Here is a 22,713-nt window from a genome sequence, read left to right as displayed (position 1 = left end):
TCAAAAACAATATGCACGCAATCGTATGACCCCATATAGAATCAAACTTTTCGTTTCTTTTCTGGTTTGCCTGTACCTTCATCAGGCTGCCCTGGCTCAGTTTGAAACCAAGACCATAAAAAAAGGCTCTGCCATTATTGATATGGGATCTGCCAGTCCAACAGTGGCCAATTCTCTCAAACCTTATGGACTGGTTTATATGATGCTGACCGATAGGGATGTGCCTGTTTACCAGGTAATTAGTCAGAGTAAAGCAAAAGACGGAATTGATTTTTCACATAATGGTAAAAGTTATAGTGGAGGAACATTTATTATCCCCAGTGAATTTTTCCGTGCATCGGTAACCAGAATGATCAATGCGTGGGCGGCACAAGGGGTATTGGTAGATTATGTAGCGGAAGATTTTACTTTGAATAATGTTATCACTTATAATTTCGGACCTAAGTGGGTGATGGATCGTAAAAACGGATCGATAGCAGTGGGCTTTTTAAACGCAGCGGGTATTCCCTCTTCTGCTTTTTCATTTAAAGATCCGTCTGAATTGGATGCGTGTGATGATATTTTCGTATTACCTCATGCTGATCCCAGCTGGGAAGTACATAGGAATCTTTTTTTCTGGAACAGGGATTATAAAGGAAATATCTGGGCAGGTTGTAATGCCGTTAGTTTATTGGAAAACATTATCAAGGATACTACTATTAGTTCCGTAGCTACACGGATACAGTTGAATTTTTTATCTAACAATGGATTGCTTCCTTACTATGATCACCAGCGGGCTACTCCTCCTTTTGCACATATTAATCCAAGTAATAATGTTTCACAGTATATAGGTGTTACCGATAATGCGCAGCAAAATGGTGCTGAAACAGTATATCTTCCTAAAACAGGAGGTGGCTGGAATGCCAGTACTAAAATAATTACCTACGCCCCCAATCATCCGGATATACCTGGAATCTCACCAGGTCCGGCTGTGACTAATATTTACGGGCGTGCCTTTAATGATGCCACCAGAGGGTATGTAGCGTATCAGGCATCGCACAATATCAATGGTACTACTTCAAATGCCATAGCTGCACAAAGAATCTTCCTTAATTTTAGTTTTTTCTCCTTACGTGAAAAAGCCAAAGCCAGCGTAAGCAACAGCGTTAGCGGTGTGCCTGCTGAAATGAAGGCTGGTACTACTTATACAGGGTTTGATGGAACTGCTACCGGAACGGGCGGTCCTTTTACCTATCAATGGCTGGTTTCAATAGGAGGGAGTTTTTCTGCTGCTAATAGTGCTACAACTTCTTACACCCCGGATAATACTATTACAAAAGCTACCACAGGTGTGATTTCCTGTATAGCCACAGATGCATGTGGCAGAAAGAGTATCTCTTCTATACCCATAACTATTTTGCCTGGTACCCCTCCCTTAACGGCTAATACGATTAATAAAGAAGTGTCGGGCGACTGTCCTGTGAATTCTACTACTTTTAATGTATTTGATAGCAATATCGATGCTAACGCTGGAAGCCGTACTTTAACTGCCGTATCAGGTTTCGCCAATGGAACTGTCACTTTTACTTCAGCCGGAACCGTTACGTATACATCCAACGCAAATTTTAAGGGCACAGATAATGCTACTTATACCATCAGCAACGGTTCTGCCAACACTAATGGCACAATCGCGTTAACGATAGGAACGGCCAGTCTGGCACCTGCTCTTACGAATGATGCGGTAAGTGTTGCCGGTGATAATGTTACTGTTGTAAACGTGTTGGGTAATGATAAAAACAATGCAGCAGCAACTGATGGCAGTAAATTATATGTCCGATCTATTTCCTCGAAACCATCGAAGGGGAATGTTTATATAAATACAGATGGTACCCTTTCTTATCTCTCCAGTAAAGATACCAGTATTGCTAAAGGAACAGATACCTTTAAATACCTGGCCTGTAATGATGTAAACTATTGCGCTGAGGCAACAGTAACTGCCACTATCACGCAGAATACAATTACACAGGTTTCTGCAGGGGGTGATTATAAGCCGGGTATAGATGTAGCGCCCGGGGCATTAACTTCACTTACAGTAACTGCTATTGCAGACAGTTATATGGCAACTGCCACCAGCTCTGCTAATTTTGGTACGCTAACCAGTGTGATAATTAATCCGATTGTTAATACTAATGGTAAAACAGCCCTCTTTAAGTTCGACCTTTCTTCTATTAATTCAACTACGACCATCAATTCAGCCACATTTTCACTAACTGTCGGAGCCAATGCAAGTCTGACAGCATTAAATAACCCATTTCCCGCAACTTTATACAGACTTAATAAATCTTGGACAGAAGCGGGTGTAACCGGAATCAAGTATGATGGTGTATCTAACTGGGATGCACCCATTGCAAGAGGTCTGGGAACAGACTATATAAGTGCTGGCACAAACCCACAGTTAACTTCCATTTTAACGGGTACACTTTCTGCTGGAACAGTAGTGACCACAAGCGTAACTGATATTGTACAGAATTGGATAACTACTCCAGCTAATAACTATGGAATGATGCTGATGCCCTTTACCAGAACAATTGGTAACGTGGATCTGGTATTTCTATCCAGAGAAAGCAGTTCCGGCAAACCTACTCTTACAGTTTCGTATCCATCCACTCCGGGAGTAACCTATAGTTCTGCCGCCATACCCACCAACAGGAAACCTTTTGCATATGCGGATACTGCCAGCACAAAATCCAATGCTTCGGTTACGATAAACGCTTTAAATAACGACGCAAACTATTACGGAACCTTAACTGCAAGAAATACAACGGTTACCGCAGTTACCACTCCGGCCAATGGAACAGCTGTAATTACTGCTGGAAATGTTGTATACACACCCAATGGAAGTTTTCTAGGTACTGATACACTTACTTACACGATTACGGACGCTACCAACAGCCAAACGGCCACAGCTACCATCCGTATCAATGTTTCCAGGGTTGCTCCTACCATTATAAGAGATAATGCTTCAACTTTATCCGGTACGCAGGTGACGATTAATGTAGGTGCCAATGACGCGGATCCCCAGGGCACTATGGATGTGCCGGTAATTACTGCTATGCCTAAGAACGGAACGGCCATTGTTAATGGGAATAATATCATTTATACACCTTCCAAAAAATATGTAGGTAATGATACACTTATTTATCAACGATCCAATATAAGTAACAATGTCTGCGTTCCGGTACTAAGCGATACGGCTTTGGTTGTAATTACCATGACCAATCAATCACCTACTGCCGCTAATGATACAGTTACAACCTATAGCTGTGTGCCTGTTACAATTAATAGCAGGTCTAATGATACTGATCCGGAAGGAACAGTATTAACGCCATCGCTGGTAAGTAATCCTTCTAATGGTACGGTTACACTAAATGCAGCTGGCTCATACGTGTATACGCCCAATACCTCTTTTTCCGGTACAGACCAGTTTACATATCGCGTAAAAGACGGATCAGTTGATTCATTGGTGAGTAATACAGCAACCGTTGTTATCACGGTAAGCGCGGCTGCTAACCCAAATGCAACGCCTTTTGCTGTGGCTGATACAGATAAGACCCTTATTAATCAGGAAGTAAATACAGATGTAATGGTGAATGATTCTGACCCGAATAATGACCCATTAACTATTAGTATCTCTGCGGCAGGACTTCAAAAACCTACGAACGGTGTTATCACTTTACTGGCAAATAACATGATCAGGTATGTGCCTAACAAGGATTTTACCGGTACAGATAGCTATGAGTATCAGATTACAGATAACCACCCAGGTTGTGCAGGGTCGTCAAGCCTTACGGCAAAAGCACTTGTTACCATCAAAGTAACACCACTGCCAATACTGGTAGGAGGTAATGTTTGGGACGATGCGGATGGTAGTGCCGCCGGCACATTTAATAATATTAAGAATGGTGCTGAGTCGGGTACTAATGCGGATGGCGCATTATATATTTACCTGGTTGACAGTACGAATACGATTATTGATCAAACATCTGTAGATGCATCCGGTAAATACCTGTTGGTTAATGCACCGGCAAACACGAATAATCTGCGGATTATTCTAAGTGCTCAGTCAGCACTTGTTGTTGGGGATACTTTATCTGTAGCTTCACTACCTGGTGGATTTGTAAAAACATCTCCTTCAATCAAGACCTTCTCTACGGGCAGTACCTCTATTGCTAACAGTGATTTTGGTATAGGGCTTTTACCCGTAGCCAATAATTACGCATTTACCACCCAACTCAATCCAGGTGCATTGGTAAGCATTGATGCTACCAAGATTACCGGTACGGATGAAGATGGAACAATAGTTAGTATTCACTACACCTCCTTCCCAACCAATATCTCTACTATCGAGATTGGTGGAACTTCTTATACGTCCTCCAGTTGGCCAACTAATGGTGTTAGTGTAGCACTTAATACGGCTGTTAAAATATTTCCAGCTGCGGGTTCAGTAACGGCGGTATTAAGTTTCAGGGTGATTGATAATTCAGGAAGCGAATCCGTTTTACCTGCGGCAACCATCCAGGTACCGTTTTATGTTCCCCTGGTGGCAGGTACTATTTCCGGGAACGCCAGTTTTTGTGGAACGGGTATTCCATCCACTTTCACATCTACTGTAGATGCCAGTGGTGGACAAGCTGCCATCGCCTACCAATGGCAGATGTCATCTGTAGTCGGCTTCGGTACACTTACGGATATTTCCGGCGCAACTTCTGCCACTTATACGCCCTCTTCAGCCATCACTGCCACCACTTATTTCAGGAGAAAAGCCAGCACCTCGGGTGATGCTGCCCTCTTCAGTAATGTGTTAACAGTAACCATCAATCCCTTACCCGCTTCGCCAACAGGATCGCCTGCTGTAAGTCTGGTTGCAGCAAACGTGGCCATCAGTGCTACAGCCAATGGAGCTACGGGCGATGAAACTGTAGATTGGTATGCTGAACCAACCGGCGGAACGGCTTTGATCAATGGTGTTTCGGGTAGTCTTACTACAGTATATACCACACCTACCCTTAATAACACAACAGCTTATTATGCTGTAGCCAGAAATGTGAATACCGGTTGTGTGGCTGTTTCGCGTACAATTGTATCTGCTACCATATCCGGTACACTCTATCCCGGGGTGATCGGATCAGATCAGAGTGGCTGCGGAACATTTACGCCTACCGGACTTAGTTCTGTGAATGATGCCAGTGGTTTAGCAGGCATTACGTATCAGTGGCAGTCATCTACCACATCAGCTACAGCAGGTTTTTCCAACATAGCCGGAGCAACAGCAGCAACGTATTCGCCGGGTGCTGTGGCTACTACTACCTATTACAGAAGGGTGGCTACTTCAGGAACTTCTTTTAACAGCAATACTGTAACCATTATTTCTAATGCCATACCCTCCGTTGCAACCGGTGTTTCGCTTAACGGAGCCAGAACAGGGGCGGGATCGGTTACGCTGACAGGTACCGTACCTGCCGGAGTAATCTATGATTGGTACAGCAATGCAACAGCAACCATATTATTGTTAGCGGGCTCTAATAGTTATACTACTCCGAGTATTTCGCAAACAACTACTTATTACCCCGTTGCAAGAAATATTACCACGGGTTGTACTTCTGCTACCGCAAGTGCTGTGGCTACTATTAATCCTGTTCTGAGTGGGGGTGTTATCAATTCCGTTACTACCAGTATATGTGGAAGTGGTATACCGGGAGCACTCAATTCCACCACAGCTGCAACGGGCGGTACCGGCACCTATATTTATCAATGGCAATCATCAGCTACATCCAGTGTATCGGGCTTTACTGATATAGCAGGTGCTAATGCAGCTACGTATACACCATCTTCTTCTATTTCAGTAACAACGTATTACAGACGGGCTGTAAGCACAGCTACCGATGCCGTTGTATATAGTAACGTACTTGCAGTAACAGTGGTAAGCCTGCCCAACGTTAAAATCTCTCCAAGTAGTGCTACTATTTCTAACGGGAATAGTCAGACGCTGACAGCCAGCGGAGCTGATACCTATGTATGGACACCTTCCACCAACCTTTCGGCAACAACTATTGGTACTATCAGCGCATCACCAACAGTTACCACTGCCTATACGGTTACGGGAACCAATGCCGCTACCAGTTGTGTAAATACAGCCACCATCACTGTTACAGTTGTTCCAGCCCTCAGTTCGGGAACCATTGCTGCAGACCAGGCTATCTGTAGCGGTACCATCCCTGCTGCTTTCACTTCAACCGCAGCTGCTACAGGAGGTGTAGGCACTTATATTTATCAATGGCAATCATCTACCACATCTGCTACAACAGGGTTTGCCAATATAACCGGTGCCAATACTGCCACCTATGCACCAGGTACGGCACATACTGTTACTACTTATTACCGAAGGGGTGTTAGCACATCTTCTGATGCTGTGGTGTATAGTAATGTGGCAACGGTAACCGTATCTGCACTCCCAACAGTGTCTGTTTCACCGGCCTCAGCAACGATTGTTACCGGCACCAGTCAGGTACTTACAGCCAGTGGAGCCAACAATTATGTATGGTCTCCTGCAACAGGCTTGTCTTCAACAAACCTGGCTACTGTTACAGCTTCGCCCGTAACTACCACCGTTTATACTGTTACAGGAACAAATACGATCACCAGCTGCGTTAATACGGCTACTGTTACAGTTACCGTTACTGTTCCTCCCGGAACTTTTGTAGCTGGTTCCATTGCCGCTGATCAGGTTATTTGCGCGGGTGCAACACCTGCTGCTTTTACGTCTACAATAGCAGCAAGTGGTGGTACAGGTACCATCAGTTATCAGTGGCAGAAAAGTACAGATAATACTAACTTTACAGATATCGCTGGAGCTACCGCTGCTACGTATGCTTCCGGAGCCATATCAACACTAACTTATTTCAGAAGGGCAGCCAGTACTACGGTTAATCCTGCCATCTATACGTCTTCAGTAAAAGTTACGCCATTAACACCTCCGGTAATCAGTGGCGGAATCAATGGCGTTTGCGCCGCTTCAAAAGACAGTTTGAGAACCTATTCTGTAACGCCTGCAACGGGTGCTACCGGTTATGTATGGACCTTACCCAACGGCTGGACAGGCACTTCTACTACCAACAGTATTACAGCTAAAGTAGGTACACTGGGTGGAACCATCAGTGTTACACCTTATAATGGATCCTGTGCAGGTAATACAGTCAACTTTACAGTGTACGTGATTGATTTTGTGAAAGTGGATATATCCGGTTTACCTGTTACTGCCCTCGGAAATAATAACAGCCCCATTGCGGTAACCATCAAATTGTTCGATGCCAATGGGGTCGCTATTCCATGCAGTGGTGGACCTGCAACGCTATCGGTGTGTAACCCCAGCGGCGGCACCTTTACAACAGTAATTGATAATAATGACGGGACCTATTCTTCCAAGTTAACCGCTTATGCCAATAACGTAGATGTTTGTGGTACCATTGGCGGTGTACCTATTCAGAAAACTCTCAAGCTCACTTTTACAGGACCGCAAGGGGGCATCAAAGGCAACGGGCCGATCCTTGCTACGGAAATACCTAAGCTTACATTCACCATGACGGAGGGAAGATCGCCATTTACGGTTGTGTACAAATCTGCTAAAAGTAGTAAGAACGATACATTAACCAATTACGTGAGTGGTACAGTAACAAATGTTGCCCTGATCCCCAGTACTACTTTATACACGCTGGTATCCATTACAGATGCCAATGGCGAAAAACGGGTGAATAATTTTAACCGTGATACTGCTACTATCATTGTTCTTGCCCCCAAAGTGATTATTACCCTGAAGGCTGATCCTGCCAGACAGGAGAAAGACAGCAGCTGGGCTACCCGTATTGTGGTGAATACCAAAAATATCGGTGATCTTGACCTGACTAATTCACAAGCCCGGCTTAACCTCCGTGATGTATTCCCCAGTCCGGTAACCTATGTACTGGATAGTGTGCATGTATCCGGTGCCACAGTTGTGCCCAACAGGAACTATGATGGTGTAAACAGCCAGGATCTTTTTGCAAAACGCAACAATACAAAGAAGATTGTTTATCCGCTGCAAAGAGCAGATACAGATCTTTCTGGTATATCAGGGATAGCAACTATAGCCAGTCCGGATGGTTCGGCAGGAATGGAATTCTGGCGAACCCCGGAAAATGAGTATGCTTCTGCTACGAATGAAGAAATTACGGTCATCGATGATGGGCATAGTGTGTATATGTTTGGTCCATTATCAACATTACCGGTAAATGCATCCGCTGATATCATTCTGTGGCTGCATGTAAAACCCAATGGTTATGCCGAGCCTTTTGTTATGCAGGCCATTGCATTGGGCACAGGTAAAACAGCAGAGGGCACAGCATTGGCTACCAGTTTGTCTAACGACAACACAGATGTGTCAGCTCACCCTGAAGTAACCAAACAGGGAGAACCGCTTGCTACAGTGATTAACCTCTTCCCGAGTGCGGTAATTGGTGTATCACTGGCCGCTGGAACGCCAGTGGCACAAGGCAATGGAACCTATCATGTAACATTGTCGTATAAATTAAAGAACTATGGTAATCTGAATCTGAATAACCTGAAGTTATTTCAGAACCTGGGACGAATGATTGGTTCTCCGGCCGTCTTTTCCATTGTTTCTCCTGTGGTAACTACAGGAACCTTATTGCCTAATCCCGGGTTTAATGCCCAAACAGACAGTAATCTGCTGGCTGCTAACAGTGTGTTGGGTTACAAACAGGAAGCTACCGTACAATTCACCATCAATATCACACCTAATCAATTAAATGCCATTTATCAGTTGCAGGCAACGGTGACTGCCTTCAATAATGAGTTGAATACAACCATTACTGATCTGTCAACAGACGGGTTAGATCCTGATCCTGATGGAAATGCACAGCCCACAGAAAAGATCATCACCGAAATTCTGATCAATAGGGCATTGCCAACATTAGTGCCTGGCAATATTGGTATTAAAACAGGGCCTGCTACCACCGTATTGGCCAAAGGGTATTGCGGTTCTGCGAGCGGGGTAGAGATTATTCCGACCAGCCTGAATACTGGTGGTCTGGATCCTTATCAGTACCAGTGGCAAAGATCTTCCAACAATACGAGCTTTACTGATATTCCCGGAGCAGAAGATAGTATTTATACCACCGGTACAGTTACGGGCAGCGTTTACCTGCGTAGGGGAACTATTTCCGGCAGTCAGGTAAAATACAGTAATGCAGTATATGTACAGATCTATGCATTACCTGTCAAACCCGTGATTACCGGCACGGGAACACAGGTGGTAGGAAAAGGGAATATTACACTTACTTCTTCACCTGCTGATGCGTATAGCTGGTCTACCGCTGCTGTAACACGGAATATACTGGTTACGGATTCTGGTAGTTATAAAGTAACCATTACCGATGCCAACGGTTGTACCGCTGTTTCTGATAATTATACCATAGCCGCACTCAATCCGTATAAAGTAGCTGATATTACAAAAACACTTTCCAAAGCGCCGGTAGTACAGGAAGATGGCAGTTTTCTGCTCTCTTTCAATATTGTGGCAACTAACCTGAGAAGCGAGTTGCTGGATACAGTTAAAATCAAAGACGACCTGTCCAAGGTTTTCCCTGCCAGTTCTTCTTTCAGTATAGTAGATATCAAAGCCAGTGGCAGACTGATTGCCAATGGTGGGTTTGATGGAAAGGCGCAGATTGATTTGCTGAATGACGTAAGTAAACTGGATGGATTAAAAGCGGATTCGGTCCAGATAACTATTAAATTTTTCCCGAATGGATTTGCCGGCAGTTTAAATAACGTAGCCACATTAACCGCGAGATCACCTTATGGCCTTTTCTCTGTGAGTTCGAATGATCCGATTGCTAACGGCAACCCGGCGATCAGGATGGCTACTAAATTTGATATACCGCTGATCGATATCTTCATTCCTTCCGGGTTCTCTCCCAATAAGGATGGAACCAACGACCTGTTTGTAATTACAAGACCTTTTAACACCACGATCAGTCTGGATATTTTTAACCGTTGGGGTAACCAGGTTTATAAATCCACAGACTATAAAAATACCTGGGACGGAAAAGGTAACCAGCCTAACCGTATCATGGGAGATGATTTGCCTGATGGCACTTATTATTATATGGTACTGGCAACAGACCGTTCAACAGGTAGTGTAAGAAAATTTGCAGGATTTGTCACATTGAAACGATAAGCTCCCTGATAGGGAACTAACCTAGTAATGAAAATGAAACCGAGTCACATGCGCGAAAGGCTGACGAAAATAAAATGGGGATGGGTGATTTGTTTGTTGGCAGTTTCCGGAACGGCTAAAGCGCAACAGCATCCCATGTATTCGCAATACATGTTCAATATGCTGAATATTAATCCAGCGTATGCCGGTAGCCGTGGGGTAGGAACCGCTACTGCTTTATACAGAAATCAATGGGTAGGTATTGATGGAGCCCCCAGAACCACTTCGGTTGGTTTTGACATGCCCATCAAAGAGAAAAAAATCGGACTGGGTTTTCAACTATACGATGACCAGCTGGGTATAGAACGCACAACCGGTTTTAATGTTTCTTATGCTTTTCGGATACAATTAACAGAATCCGGTACCTTAAGTCTTGGATTGCAGGCCGGTTTGCTGAATTACCAGGCAAACTTCAGTCGTGTAAGAACTTTTCAGCCGAATGATCCTGCTTTTAACCAGAACCTCAGTGGTTTTCTGCCGGCTGCAGCAGCGGGAATTTATTACAACTCGGATAGATTTTATATAGGACTATCTACGCCTGCCTTGTTAAAAACAAAAATCAGTTATGATAACACTGCAGAAATCGCTTCTGTTTCAGGTCGCGATCTGCATGTATATCTCGCAACAGGGTTTGTGGTAAGCCTGAACCAGGATCTGGCGTTGAAACCTTCTGTTCTGGTAAAAGCAGTGAGTGGTGCCCCCATTGAGTACGATCTGAATACCAATCTCTGGATCCAGAATACCATTGCATTAGGGTTCTCCTACCGAACCGGAGACGCTGTAGTGGGTATGGCCGAATTGCAGTTAAACAGGCAACTCCGATTGGGGTATGCGTATGATAAAACCTTTTCCAGCCTTAATGCACTGAACACCGGTACACATGAATTGATGCTGCGGTATGAATTTGGTTCTACTAAAGGTAAAGTTGCTTCACCAAGGTATTTCTGATAAAAAACAGTAATGAAAAAATCGCTTTTATATATCGTTGTTCTGCTAACCGCACTGCAATCAACAGTAACGGCACAATCTGCCAGTACCAGAAGAGCCGTTATTTATTTTCGTAATGCAGAAAAAGAATTTAATGATCAACGGTACATGTACGCTATTCCTTTTTACAAAACCAGCCTGAAAAATCCGGGTAAAAACGATTCGCTTGCTCATCTGCATATAGCCGAATCTTACTGGTATGTACGCAATTACGATTCTGCACTGTACTATTACCGGGCGTTTGAAAATAAATTCGCGCCACTTTTTTCCACACGCCAACGGATAGCGGAGTTATTGGCTAATCAAAAACAATACAAAGAAGCAGAAAAGATCTACCGCCAATTACTGCGTGAGTTGCCTGCCAGAAATACCAACCTGTTAACTGAAAGAACAAAAGGCTTTGCAGATCCAACATCTTTTCTCCGGGATTCATTGGATTATACAATCCGGCTGTTAAAACTGAATACCACCCAGCAGGATTTCAGTCCGCAATACTACCAGCGTGGGATGGTTTTTGTTTCCAACCGTTACTCTTCCAAAACTGCAGAAAAAGAATTCGGCTGGGACGGGCTTCCCTTTGCCAGCATCTATTGGGTAAAAGATACCACTGACCTGTATGTAGTTGATACGGTAGGCGGGTACTCTTCCAGAACCTACAATGCCTCTATTAAAGCCAATGACGATTATACTTCGTTAACCAGTAATGATAATGATATTATTGTGGTAAGCGGCCTCCGTACAGGTTATAATGGCACTATACACCGGCTGGATAAATTCAGCAGTGAGCTCAATAGCAAATACAATTACGGCCCCCTCTGTTTTAACAAAGCAGGTAACACAGTTTATTTCACACGTAATAACCTTGTATCAGATAAAGGCAGGTATAATCTGGAGATTTGCGTAGCCACCCTCGAGAACGGTACCTGGGGAAAGATCAGGGTAATGCCATTTGTGCAGAAAGAATTCGATTTTTTTCATCCTGCTCTCAGTAATGATGAAAGCCGGTTGTATTTCTGCAGTAATAAACCCGGCGGACAAGGCGGCAGCGATATCTACTATGTGCCCCTGGGTAATGAGTATGATATGTCTATAGCAATCGGCCTGGACAATAAGATTAATACCGCCGGTAATGAACTTTTCCCTACCATGCAGGGCGATACTTTGTTCTTCAGTACAGATGGTTTGGCGGGTCTGGGTGGATTGGATATCTACAAAACCTATGCACAAAGAGGTTTCTGGAAAGAACCGGTTAATCTGGGTTACCCGGTCAATTCTGCCTACGACGATTTCGGTATCATCTATAATAATGTTCATAACAAAGGATTCTTTACCAGTAACCGCCTGGGCTCGGATGATATTTACGTATTTGAAAACCGGTTATTTCAGGTACAACTCGAAGGCACGGTACTCAGCAAAACAACCCAGCGCCGCCTGGACAGTGTAACTGTCATTATCCGTTCAGCAGACAATGAACGGCCCACAACAGATTCTTTGATCACAGATATTACCGGCAATTACCGGTTTCCTGTAAGACCGGGGCGCGCGTATACTTTACATTTTACAAGGAATGGATATATACAGGATTCATTGCAGGTAAAAAATGCAGGAACCGATACCAGACTCAGTCTGCAACCCATGTTATTGATACCTATTGTTGCTGCATTACCTCCTGTAGAAACTGATCGCGATAAGGATACTATTCCCGATACAAAAGATAAGTGCCCCGATGTAAAAGGCCCCCGAAGTAATTTTGGTTGCCCCGATATTCAGGCGGAAATTGATGCATTGGCCAAAATGATCTTCTTTAAAACAGCCAGCGCAGAACTCACAACTGCTGCCTTGAAACCTTTGAATGTGGTTACTGCCTATCTTTCTAAGTATCCAAACCTGACATTATATATTGAAGGACATACGGATAACAGGGCGCCTGCAGCTTATAACAAAGACCTGTCGCAACGCAGGGCCAAAACCGTAAAAGACTTTTTTGTGAAGAAAGGATTTAGTGCAAATAGGTTTACAACAGCGGGATTTGGTTTGGAAAGACCGATTGCGGATAATACAACAGAAGAGGGAAGGGCCATGAACCGGCGGGTTGCTATCCAGGCTACTTTTCAGTAACAGCATTGAATAAAACATTTGATATGAAAATTCAGAAATATTTGTTTTCTTTTTGGAGCCTCTTGCTTTTCGCTTCAGTTACTTCTGCTCAGACTTTCAAAACTGGCGATAAAGTGGAAGCCCTGATCGGCAATACGTGGAAACAAGTGTCTGTAATCAAGGCCTTGGCAGGTAAATCCAATACTTACGAAGTGAGGGTTAACCGGACGATCAACGGGAAATCAATGGTTACTACTGTTGTCCTGGACAAAAGCAAACTGCGGTTACCACAAAACACAACTATAAACAATCCCGTAATGCCTGTTACAAAACCGGTTTCTTCCAACCTGCATCTTGGTAGATATGAATTGTATTCAGGCATTCCCAGTATGTATCTTGGTCACCTGATACTGCTGGCCGATGGCAGGTACAAAGTAGCTTTTGATAGCGATGAAGATAATTACGATGAATCAGGCAGATACACTTTTAACGAAAATACCAACACCATCGAATGGCAGAGTGGTATGTTCAAGAACAATAACTGGGGCGGAAAGCTGGTAAAAAAAGAAAGCGCCGGTTACCGTATCGAATTCAATAAAGCTGCATTTGCCGACAGCAGCAACTAGGTATAGCGGTATACAGTTATCGAACAGATGAACAGATGAACAAGGAACGGATGAACATAGAACCCAGAACATTACTCCCTCATCCCATCTCCGTTAAAGCTTTTACCAGCACATCCAGCTCTGCAGTGGTAGTATATATATTAGGGGTGATACGGCAACCATGTACATTAGCACCATCAATTGCCACGGTATAAATTTTATATTTTTGTAAGAGCGTAACCGCCATATCAGCGGGTTTCATTCCTTTAATACCCACATTGGCGATAGCACAGGAGCGGGCAGGATCTGCCGGTGTATGCATCACTATATGAGGCAGGTTGCGCACTTTACTGCTCCAGTATTGCTGCAGGTAACGCAGCCGGCTTTCTTTTCTTTCCGGGCCCAGTTTCTGGTAAAAATCCACTGCATCGCTGATAGCGAGGTCGGTATGCACCGGGTGTGTGCCCAGGTGGTTCAACCTGCCAATATCATCCGGTTTTCTGCCACTCTCGGCCAACAACGGCCAGATAGAAGGGATATGCTCTTTCTTGATATAGAGTATACCCACGCCTAATGGCACACAAAGCCATTTATGTAAGCTGGCCCCATAATAATCGCAATGCAAGTCAGGTATATTGAAACGGATATGGGCAATGGCATGGGCACCGTCTACCATTACCTGAACGCCTTTGCTGTGTGCCATATCACAGATCTTCCGAACGGGTAAGATCTGCCCGGTAATATTTACCATATGGCAGATCATGAGCAGTTTGGTTTTAGGGGTGATGGCATTGGCATACAGGTTCACAATCTCTTCGTCAGAAGCCGGGTGATGCGGAAGTGACAATACTTTGTTTACCACCCCATGGCGCTGGGCTACCTGTTTGAACATGTCCAGCATGGCGCCATAATCCTGCTCGGCCATAATGGCTTCATCGCCGGCCTGCCAGGGAAAACCACTGATAACCAGGTCCAGCGATTCTGTGGTGTTTCTCGTCAGTATCAATTCCTCTGTACTGCAGCCTGTTACGGCGGCTACTTTAGCGGCCATTTTTTTCTTGTTATCAAACTGAACCGTACGCATGTAATACGATCCCTGGTAATTTACTTCGCGGATATGATTGATATAACTTTCAAGGATCTCCCCCGGAAGTATATTGTAATAGCCATTTTCCAGGTTAATATAATCGGGTTTCAGCCGGTAGTTTCCACGGATGCCCAGCCAGAAATCATCATCGGCAGCCAGTTGACTGTTGGTTTTTTTCTCAGCCAGCTGTAACCACTTATCCAAAGCACTGGCCGAAAACGGAACACTGGCACCGGCCAAAGCCAGTCCTTTCAGGAAAGCTCTTTTTTTCATAGCAGTAAATTCTATTGTTAATGAAAATACAAATAAAAGATGAATACTTGCCTTCTGGTGCCCGGAACGGACCTTGCCAAATAAATGACCGGGAAAAATACTGTAATCACCTAAAATATGAATCAGTTAACCGGAACAGTAGGAAATTCATGGCTGGTTTAACAGTCAGTAAATGGCAGTTCCATTTGTATATAAAATGAAAGATCATGAAACGGACAATGGTATTTCTTGTATTCGCCTTCTGTATGGTTGCTGGCAGTATAACCGCTAAAGCAACACCTGTATGGGATAATAAAGCAGGGCTGTATACATCTCATTTCGAAAATGTATTGGGCACTTCCCTCCAGATAAAAGTAAAAACGCAATCTGAAAAGCAGGCAGCGGCTGCTGAAGCGGCGGCTTTACACGAGATAGCAAGATTGTCGGCTATCCTGAGCGGCTATGATGCCCAAAGTGAATTCAGCCGCTGGATGCAAACTTCCGGAAAACCGGTAACCGTTTCGCAGGAACTGTTTGAAGTACTCAGTCTCTTTGACCAATGGCGTTCCAAAACCGGCGGCGCACTCGATGCGTCTGCACAGGTAATCAGTAAACTATGGAAAGAGGCGGCTGCTAAACAAACGCTTCCTTCAAATGAGCGTATCCGCCAGGCAGTACAAGAGGTACAGACTTCGCATTGGCAGCTGGATGCAGCCCATCAAACAGCTACCCATACCAGTAACGCACCTTTGATGCTGAATTCTTTTGCCAAGAGTTATATCATCCATCGTGCAACAGAGGCCGCCCAAGGAGTGAAAGAGGTAGAAGCTGTACTGGTAAATATCGGCGGTGATATGGTGGTGGAAGGAGATCTCACCGAGACCATACGCATCAGTAATCCCAAAGCCGATGCAGAGAACGATATTCCTTTACAGACTTTATTGGTGAACAACCGGGCCGTTGCCACCAGTGGTAATTACCGCCGGGGCGAGTATATCAATGGCCAATGGTATTCACATATTGTGGATCCCCGCACCGGTATGCCTGTTGGCGAAGTGATCAGTGCCACCGTTGTTTCGCCCAATGCAACTGATGCAGGTGCGTTGGCTACTGCTTTCAATGTGCTTACACCCGATGAGAGTGCTGCACTCGCTGCTACCGTTCCGGGCACCGAATTTTTGCTGGTTACGAAAGCGGGTCAGCAGATCAAAAGCAAGGGATGGGATGCCTTAACGGTTCCGGAAGTGATACCCATCAGTACTAAGCCAGCCGCTAACCAGTGGGACGATAATTTTGAATTAGTCATTAACATAGAACTGGCGCAATTACCCGGCTTTGCCCGCAGACCCTTTGCGGCTGTATGGGTGGTGGATGAAGACAATAAACCCGTAAGAACAATTGCCGTATGGTACAACAAAGACCGCTGGCTGCACGAGCTGCGGGCCTGGTTCAGTACCAACAAAGCTAATTTTACAGGAGACGCCGGCAGCATGAGCACGATCTCCAGCGCTACCCGTTCGGCAGGTAAATATGCATTGAAATGGGATGGAAAAGATGACAAAGGCAATTATGTAAAACCCGGCAAATACACCATCAATATAGAAGTGGTTCGCGAACATGGTACATACCAGCTGATGAGTGGAGAGATCAATTGTGCCAAAAAAGCACAACAGGTTTCCTTAACCGGTAATGCAGAAGTGGCCGGCGCTTCATTGGAATACAGGAAAAAAACCGTGAATTGAGTTAACCATGGATAGTAGTACCCAAGAAAAAACCACTCCCCGGTCAACCGCATCTAAAAGAAAACTGGCGGGTATCTCCCGTTGGTTACACATCTATCTCTCGATGGTAAGTTTTGCCATCGTATTGTTCTTTTCTGTTACCGGTATCACGCTCAACCATGCGGATACCATGCAGGGCGAAACAAAAACAACACAGGTCAAAGGAAAATTGAATGTGGCCTGGGTACAGTCGCCGGATACCAACAAAGTAGAAAAATTATTGGTCGCGGAATATTTCCGAAACCAGCATGCGGTAAAAGGGGCGGTGAACGATCTGCGGATAGAAGAAACCCAGATTAGTATCGCCTATAAAGGGCCGGGCTATGAAGCCGTGGCTTTCATTAACCGAAGTAGCGGCGAATATGAACTGACTGTTGCACAAACGGGATTTGTAGGTTTTATAAACGACCTCCATAAAGGACGGGATACCGGTAAAACATGGGCCTGGGTTATTGATATTGCTGCGGGGCTCATGGTACTGATCTCGCTTACCGGACTCATCCTACTTCTGTTTATCAAACGAAAAAGGGTGAACGGACTGATCTTACTGGCAGCCGGCACAATAATAGTGTATCTCCTATATCGTATCTGGGGACAATAAATCCGGTTACCGAGATCCTTTTATCTAGCTGGAACTATATTCCAGTTTTTACCAAATACTCTTTGTAAACTGGCGCTGGTTCTTGCCTGCGGATTGGTACGGATCGCAATTTCCTGCTCTTCAATTTTTTTAAATAACTCATTCGTGAGCATCACCGTGAGTATATTGTCGAGGTCAATATTTAATCCGGCCCGGTTACCTAAAACCATTTTCACAGGTGCCACCAGCCTGTCCCATTCCTGCACAATCTTGTATTCACCCAGGGCAGTATGCATAATCGGTGTAACGGTTCTGCGTAAACTATCACCAACGGTGCGTCGTAAATAATCGGTAGCTGATGTGTTTCCTCCTTTTACAATCCCGATTGCATCCCTGATAGACATTCGTTTAATGCCCCCAACAAAAACAGGCCCTGATTTAATGACCGCATCGGTAGCGGCATTATCGAGTGTATTGGTGAAACGATTCAGTTCCGAAGCCAGGCCGAGCCGGTCTAGTGTCTGAACAATTTTCTGTACTTCGCCGGGTAATATGGCAGCCAGTAAAACATCTTTACCAAAAGAACCTTTCTGGCTTAAGTTGGTGGTACCGGTATTGGTGCCGATAACCAATGCTTCTCTGATGGCATTGGCCGCATCAGCTTCGGAAAGATAATTACCAAGTGATTGTAAAGTGCTACAGCCACTCAGTGCCAGGGAGCTGATGCAAAGGCAAACGATTATTATTTTTTTCATAAGACTGATTCAGGAAATGATAAATGGTTGTGTTCCACAGGCAATGATACTCTGTTTGCAGGTACCCGTCAACCAAAACAGGGAGAATATGGGAATGATACAACAATTCTCCCTCCGCGTATAATGGTTTGCCTGGTAAAGAGAAGACCTTTAGCAGGTTGCATCTCATTCACAAACAAATCAAAAATCATGAAACCTGATATCGGGATCTCGGAAAAAAACCTGGCACATTCAGTGGCTATCTTATCAACTGTCTTGTCTGATGAAATGATGTTGTATGTAAAAACCCGTAAGTTTCACTGGAATGTTGCCGGTGACAGTTTTATGGAACTGCATAAACTCTTTGAAACCCAGTATGGCGAGCTGGAAACAACGATTGATGCAGTAGCAGAGCGTATTAACAAACTCGGCAGTAAAACAATCGGCACCATGAATGAATTCAGCAAACATTCAAACATTAAGGAAATGCCGGGTAAATACCCCTCTTCCAAAGAAATGCTGAAAGAGCTGCTGAAAGACAATGAAACCATTGTACAACTGCTCAGAAAGGGAATCGATAACTGCAGTAATTCATTCAAAGATGCAGGTACAGCTGATTTTCTTACCGGGCTGATGGAGCAGCATGAAACCAATGCCTGGATCCTGCGCAGGTATTTTGCCTGATCGGTGTGGGCTTTGATTAGTAGTTGTACTTTTGCTGTAAGATGATCACACGATCATTTTTGTATGGTAATGAGTCATCCTGCTAAAATATTTTCTGTACAACAGATCCGACGGGCAGATCAATATACGATCCTGCACCAACCTGTTTTGTCTATTGACCTGATGGAGCGGGCCGCAACGGCCTGCTATAACTGGATCAGGGACCGTTATACTGTTCAGGATTCTTTTATCATCTTCTGCGGAACGGGAAACAATGGCGGTGATGGTTTGGCTATTGCCCGCTTACTCTTAACAGCAGGTTACCGGGTACAGGCATATATGGCAGGTGCTGAAACAAATGCTACCGAAGATTTCCTGACAAATAAAAAGCGATTGTCTGAACAGGACATTTCTCTGGTCAGACAACTGCATTCTGTGCATGATTTTCCTATAATACCTGCCGGAACCATTCTCATTGATGCTTTGTTCGGAACAGGTTTATCCCGGGCAGCCGAAGGACTGCTGGCCGATCTGATCCACTATATCAATGCAGCGGCAACAACAGTGATCGCTATCGACATACCCTCTGGTTTACTGGCCGATCAACATTCCGATCTATCTTCAGCTATTATTCGGGCAAACTATACACTCAGTTTTCAGTTTCCGAAACTGGCTTTTTTCTTTCCTGAAAATGGTGGGTATGTGGGCGAGTGGGTCGTGCTCGATATCGGCCTTAGCAAAAACTTTATCGAAGAGGAACCTTCTTCCACTTTTTTCATTACCGAAGACTTTATTAAAACCCTGTTACATCCGCGTCCAAAATTTTCGCATAAAGGAAGTTTTGGCCACGCATTACTCGTAACAGGTAGTTATGGGAAAATGGGAGCGGCGATACTGGCTACCGATGCCTGCCTGCGCAGTGGCGTGGGTTTGTTAACGGTGCATACACCTGTTTGCGGGTATGAAATATTGCAGACCACGCATCCTGAAGCGATGGCAGTTGTAGATAGCGGAGAACAGTATGTTAGAGATGAGATACAAACGGATGCTTTTAATGCGGTAGGTATTGGTCCGGGTTTGGGAACACATCCGGACACGCAACTTGCAGTAAGATATTTACTTACCAACTGTAAACGACCTATTGTGATAGATGCAGATGCATTAAATAGTATTAGCAGGCAGAACGAAGGAGAGAAAACCATTCCTGCCCATGCCATCCTAACACCACACCTGAAAGAGTTTGCAAGATTAGTTGGCGAAACTGCCAATGATTTCAGCAGACATGAACAGCAATTGGCTTTCTCTCAAAAATACAAGGTATACCTGGTGTTGAAGGGAGCGCATACCTGCATCACCACACCGGAGGGAGAAACTTATTTTAATACCAGCGGTAACCCTGGTATGGCCAAGGGTGGGAGTGGAGATGTGTTAACCGGAATGCTTACCAGCCTGCTGGCACAGGGGTATTCGCAGAAAGAAACCTGTTTGTTGGGAGTATTCCTGCATGGACAGGCCGGCGATCTGGCCAAACAGTATCTGGGCGAAACGTCGATGCTGGCCGGCGATTTGATCCGGTATCTGCCACAGGCATTTATTTCACTGCAAGAAAACTAAACCCATGTTTACCCGTTTATTCATTGTTTGTTTAATGCTCTTTTGTATGCATATCAGCCATAGTCATGCACAAACAACTCCCGAAGGAAATGAATTGCTGAAAAAGATCCAGGCAAGACTGTCCGCTGAAACCGGCGAGTTTGCACTGGCTTTCATGAACCTGCAGACAAAAGAACAAATTCTCTGGAACGACCACAGCAGTTTTCATGCGGCCAGTACCATGAAGACACCGGTAATGGTAGAAGTATTTAAACAGGTAGCAGCCGGAAAACTTTCGTTAACGGATTCGCTGGTGGTAAAGAATGAATTCAAAAGTATTGTTGATGGATCTTTGTACACGTTGGATCCTGCAGATGATAGTGAGTTCGGATTATACAAACTGCTAGGAACCAAAGTTACGCTCTATGATCTCGTATATCAGATGATCATTCTCAGCAGTAATCTTGCTACCAATATGGTGATTGAACTCGTGGATGGGAAAAAGGTAACACAGACCATGCGTGAGCTGGGCGCTAACGATATGCAGGTGTTAAGGGGTGTGGAAGATGGGAAAGCTTTTGAAAAGGGATTGAATAATTCCGTTACGGCTTATGATCTGATGATCCTGTATCAGGCCTTGGCAGCGGGAACAATTGTAAATCCAAAAGCCTGCGAAGACATGATCCGCATTTTACTGGATCAGCGATACAATGATATCATACCCGCCTATCTGCCCAAAGATCTCAAAGTGGCCCATAAAACCGGCTCTATCACAGGTGTACATCATGATTCAGGTATTATTTTTCTGCCGGATGGAAGGAAATATGTACTGGTGATCCTGTCACGAAAACTGGCAGATGCAGATAAAGCCACAGAAGCCATGGCAAGGGTATCGGAAATGATTTACCGGTACATGGCAGCCCTAAAATAGAGAGATCTTACAGACAGATCCTTTAACTATAAAGAACCGCCTTCCACCAGTCTCGAGCCCAGAATGATTTCTTCGGGTGGCAGCGGTCTCTCCATACATTGGAGCATACGTGCAAAAGCCAGTTCTCCCAGCTGTTTACCGCTGGTTTCTACATAGGTGATCTCAGGGTAAAAGAGTTTGGGTATATAACCGTTACTGATCGCGATCACGGCAATAGCTGCAGGAGGTCTCAGGTTATTTTCCTGCAAGGCTTTCATTACACCAATCAGAATTTCATCACTCATACAGAAAATGGTATCCGGTCTGTTGGTTTTATCAGCCAGAAAACGGTTGGTCTGAACCCTGGCTTCTTCGCTGCTGCAGGTATGAACCGTTTGCAGGGTGATTGTATTATTGTTTTCTGTCAGCGTTTGGGTAAAGGCCTGCATTCTTTTCTGGGTGATGAGTAATTGCCGGTCGCCAAACAATGCCAACACCTTTTTTTTCTTTTTGTGGAGGATGGCTTCAGCGGCCATTTCGCCGGCGGCACTATCGGCCAGGCATACCGCCTGTATGGGCTGGTCCGGTGGAATCTTATCGAAGAAAATCACCTGGGTTTCCAGTTCCCGCAATTTGTCGAAACCGGCCAGGTCTTTGGTTTGAGGTGTAATACAGGCAAATAGTCCGCTGATCCGGTTCTGGCGAAAGAGTTTCAGGTTCTCCTGCTCTATCTCCGGATCGTTACCGCTCTGCAGTATAATAATAGAGTATCCGTTTTTCCGGCCGTCTTCTTCAATGGCGGCTATAAAAGATTCGTAAAAATAGTTGGAGATGGAGGGAACCAAGATGCCGAATAGTTTACTGTTACGGGTACGCAACTGTACAGCACTGGCATTGGGCTCATAATCAAGTGTTTGGGCCAGATCCATCACTTTCTGTCGGGTTGCCGCCGAAATATCCGGGTGCTTTTTCAGGGCCCGGGATACCGTAGACACACTGATACCCAGCGTTTCTGCAATTTTTTTTAAGGTTGGATTGGTCATTTTTAATTCTTGCGTGATAACAAGGTAAAAAAATTTCCACATCAAAGGATTTCGCAAACGTTTGCGGTT

Annotated in this window: 12 protein-coding genes; 9 read left to right on the top strand and 3 right to left on the bottom strand. The window is 44.7% G+C overall.

The annotated features are described in order from the left end of the window. Positions 1-25: 25 nt before the first annotated feature. The 4 genes from AC1RNB_RS02795 to AC1RNB_RS02780 are packed head-to-tail and all read left to right on the top strand — an operon-like array spanning position 26 to position 14,022. Entirely contained in the window at positions 26-10,273 is a 10,248-nt protein-coding gene (locus tag AC1RNB_RS02795) for a DUF8696 domain-containing protein (RefSeq protein WP_493080516.1), read from the top strand. 48 nt (positions 10,274-10,321) lie between these two features. Beyond that, positions 10,322-11,260 carry a PorP/SprF family type IX secretion system membrane protein gene (locus AC1RNB_RS02790; RefSeq protein WP_493080514.1) on the top strand — a complete coding sequence of 313 codons (939 nt, stop codon included), beginning with the start codon at positions 10,322-10,324 and terminating at the stop codon, positions 11,258-11,260. A gap of 12 nt (positions 11,261-11,272) precedes the next feature. Next, positions 11,273-13,417, top strand: a complete 2,145-nt coding sequence (locus tag AC1RNB_RS02785; RefSeq protein WP_493080512.1) for an OmpA family protein — start codon at positions 11,273-11,275, stop codon at positions 13,415-13,417. A gap of 23 nt (positions 13,418-13,440) precedes the next feature. Beyond that, a complete protein-coding gene (locus AC1RNB_RS02780) occupies positions 13,441-14,022 on the top strand; it encodes a hypothetical protein (RefSeq protein ID WP_493080510.1) in 582 nt (193 codons plus the stop codon). Between the two features lie 79 nt (positions 14,023-14,101). On the opposite strand, the gene AC1RNB_RS02775 is transcribed toward AC1RNB_RS02780, so the two are convergent. After that, the gene (locus AC1RNB_RS02775) at positions 14,102-15,361 is read right to left on the bottom strand and encodes an aminotransferase class V-fold PLP-dependent enzyme (protein ID WP_493080508.1); all 1,260 of its coding nucleotides are present in this window, start codon (positions 15,359-15,361) and stop codon (positions 14,102-14,104) included. 206 nt (positions 15,362-15,567) lie between these two features. On the opposite strand from AC1RNB_RS02775, the gene AC1RNB_RS02770 reads away from it, so the two are divergent. Next, entirely contained in the window at positions 15,568-17,082 is a 1,515-nt protein-coding gene (locus AC1RNB_RS02770; RefSeq protein ID WP_493080506.1) for a DUF2271 domain-containing protein, read from the top strand. Positions 17,083-17,089: 7 nt separating this feature from the next. Beyond that, positions 17,090-17,722, top strand: coding sequence for a PepSY-associated TM helix domain-containing protein (locus AC1RNB_RS02765; RefSeq protein WP_493080504.1), 633 nt, complete (start codon positions 17,090-17,092; stop codon positions 17,720-17,722). A 20-nt stretch (positions 17,723-17,742) separates the two neighbouring features. Here AC1RNB_RS02765 and AC1RNB_RS02760 read toward each other — a convergent pair whose 3' ends face one another. After that, positions 17,743-18,456, bottom strand: coding sequence for a DUF4197 domain-containing protein (locus AC1RNB_RS02760; RefSeq protein ID WP_493080503.1), 714 nt, complete (start codon positions 18,454-18,456; stop codon positions 17,743-17,745). Positions 18,457-18,645: 189 nt separating this feature from the next. Between AC1RNB_RS02760 and AC1RNB_RS02755 the strand changes: the two genes are divergently transcribed. From AC1RNB_RS02755 to AC1RNB_RS02745, 3 genes are all read left to right on the top strand, one after another. Then, positions 18,646-19,119: a Dps family protein gene (locus AC1RNB_RS02755; RefSeq protein ID WP_493080502.1), complete on the top strand. Its 474-nt coding sequence runs from the start codon at positions 18,646-18,648 to the stop codon at positions 19,117-19,119. A 69-nt stretch (positions 19,120-19,188) separates the two neighbouring features. Beyond that, positions 19,189-20,712, top strand: coding sequence for an NAD(P)H-hydrate dehydratase (locus AC1RNB_RS02750; protein WP_493080501.1), 1,524 nt, complete (start codon positions 19,189-19,191; stop codon positions 20,710-20,712). A gap of 4 nt (positions 20,713-20,716) precedes the next feature. After that, entirely contained in the window at positions 20,717-21,622 is a 906-nt protein-coding gene (locus tag AC1RNB_RS02745) for a serine hydrolase (protein WP_493080499.1), read from the top strand. A gap of 26 nt (positions 21,623-21,648) precedes the next feature. Here the strand turns inward: AC1RNB_RS02745 and AC1RNB_RS02740 are convergent, their stop codons facing one another. Further along, on the bottom strand, positions 21,649-22,644 hold the full coding sequence (locus tag AC1RNB_RS02740; protein ID WP_493080497.1) for a LacI family DNA-binding transcriptional regulator: 996 nt from the start codon (positions 22,642-22,644) through the stop codon (positions 21,649-21,651). Positions 22,645-22,713 lie beyond the last annotated feature (69 nt).

Source organism: Sediminibacterium sp. GW821-FHT12F12 (assembly GCF_058806635.1).
This window is presented reverse-complemented; position numbering and strand designations above follow the sequence as displayed.